The following is a 1,676-nucleotide window of genomic DNA, read 5'->3' as shown; positions in this document are numbered from 1 at the left end:
GGTATCAATTACACGGGAAAACTCTTTACGGGCGTCGGTGGCATTGATTATCGTATCCATGAGCATACCTCCTTTTCACCTCCATTTTATCGAAAGGTGTACATAATGTACATAATGTATTTTATGTATATAGTAATAATATTGTTCTCTATCTGTCAGGGATATATTCCTTCCTGAAAAAAGCGGCTATTAAGACATCATAATTAAAGGCCAAAGGTTTAATTCCCCTGGCCTCTTTCGCTGAATATCATCCTAACTACTCAAAAGTTAATTTAAGAAACTTACCCCTTCCCGAAAATAAACCAGCCTTAGAAAGCAAATTTCTAGGGCTGGTGGCATGTTAGACGTATTATTTAATCCTTAGTCTCGAACAAGGTTCCCGTTTTTCTCCATTCGGTAGGTTTCTCCTTCAATCAAATCCTCAGCTGAATTAAGGCGTACCCGCCTCATGATCATTTGTAGCTTATCAAAGTCCGCGACCTGGGCTAACTGATTCTCTAATTCAAGTGCCTTGCTTTTCCAGTGTTGTTTTTCCGCCTGTTCTTCTCTCAACTGACGAACCAACTCGTTTACTTGTGTTAGTAATTCATTGAATCCTTGTACGGAATGATTAACGTACTGGGTACGCTGTGAGTCTAAAAAATCGGTCGCAGATGCACCACTATCTTTTGTCCGGTTGATTTTCCCCGCTTTTTTAGCTGCTTGCACTTGTTCAAGGTGGGATGATCGAAGATTATTCCATCGCTGTTGAATAGCCACCATACCTCGATCTGGATGCTGTTCAGCAAACACCTTATAGGCTTCTTTGAGTTTTCCGCCACGTTCCAATGTATTAAGTATAAGATCTACTAATTTTTGATCTTCATCTTTGCTCCACCGGTTTGCCAAAGTGTAACCCCCTACCTAACCCCATTATCTTGTGATTTCTTCCTCTTTTGCCAAACGATACAAACTAGACCGGCTGATGGAATATAATTGAGCAATTTCCCGCACTGAACGCTCCCCTTTGGCATACTCCTCCAATGCCACACGAACTCGCGGGTTATTCGTAGTCAACTTAGGCGGCCTACCCTTATACTTGCCTTCTTTTTTTGCAATGGCTATACCCTCTTTCTGTCTTTGTCTAATCATGCCTCGTTCCAGTTCAGACAAAGCAGAAAAAACGGTTAAAAGAAATTGGGACTGGGGACTATCGTCCCTGGTGTCTAACCAAGGCTCCGCCAAAGACTTTAAAGAGGCTCCCTTTGCCCGGATCTCCTCTACTAAATCAAAGGTATCTACGGTAGAGCGAGAAAATCGGGAAAGTTCTTTTATAAGGACTTCATCCCCCGGTTGAAGGTCATCGAGCATTTGCGCTAGTTGCGGCCGTTGTCGGGTGCCTCCGCTCATTTTGTCAATATATACAATATCCGCTCCCATTTCCTTGAGCGCTTGCTCCTGACGCTGGGGATTTTGATCCACTGACGATACCCGGATATACCCTCGAATTATCAATTTTTGTTTCCACCTGCCTTCATTTATGAAACCACTTATATGAGACATTATAACCACTGAAAAACCGTTTGTCTTCCATTGTTCTAAATGAGTGTACCCTATTGAGACAAAAAACAAGACGGCCTCTTTAATTAAGAGCCGTCTTGTTTTTTGTATTGCATGACTTGCTCAACAGGCAAATT

2 protein-coding genes are annotated in these 1,676 nt (G+C 42.2%); both read right to left on the bottom strand.

Annotated elements, in window-relative coordinates:
- Positions 1-360 precede the first annotated feature (360 nt).
- Positions 361-888, bottom strand: coding sequence for a hypothetical protein (locus tag C8J48_RS18465; protein WP_107728731.1), 528 nt, complete (start codon positions 886-888; stop codon positions 361-363).
- A gap of 24 nt (positions 889-912) precedes the next feature.
- Positions 913-1,542 carry a recombinase family protein gene (locus C8J48_RS18460; protein ID WP_107728732.1) on the bottom strand — a complete coding sequence of 210 codons (630 nt, stop codon included), beginning with the start codon at positions 1,540-1,542 and terminating at the stop codon, positions 913-915.
- Positions 1,543-1,676 lie beyond the last annotated feature (134 nt).

This window comes from Desmospora activa DSM 45169 (assembly GCF_003046315.1).
GTDB lineage: Bacteria > Bacillota > Bacilli > Thermoactinomycetales > DSM-45169 > Desmospora > Desmospora activa.
This window is presented reverse-complemented; position numbering and strand designations above follow the sequence as displayed.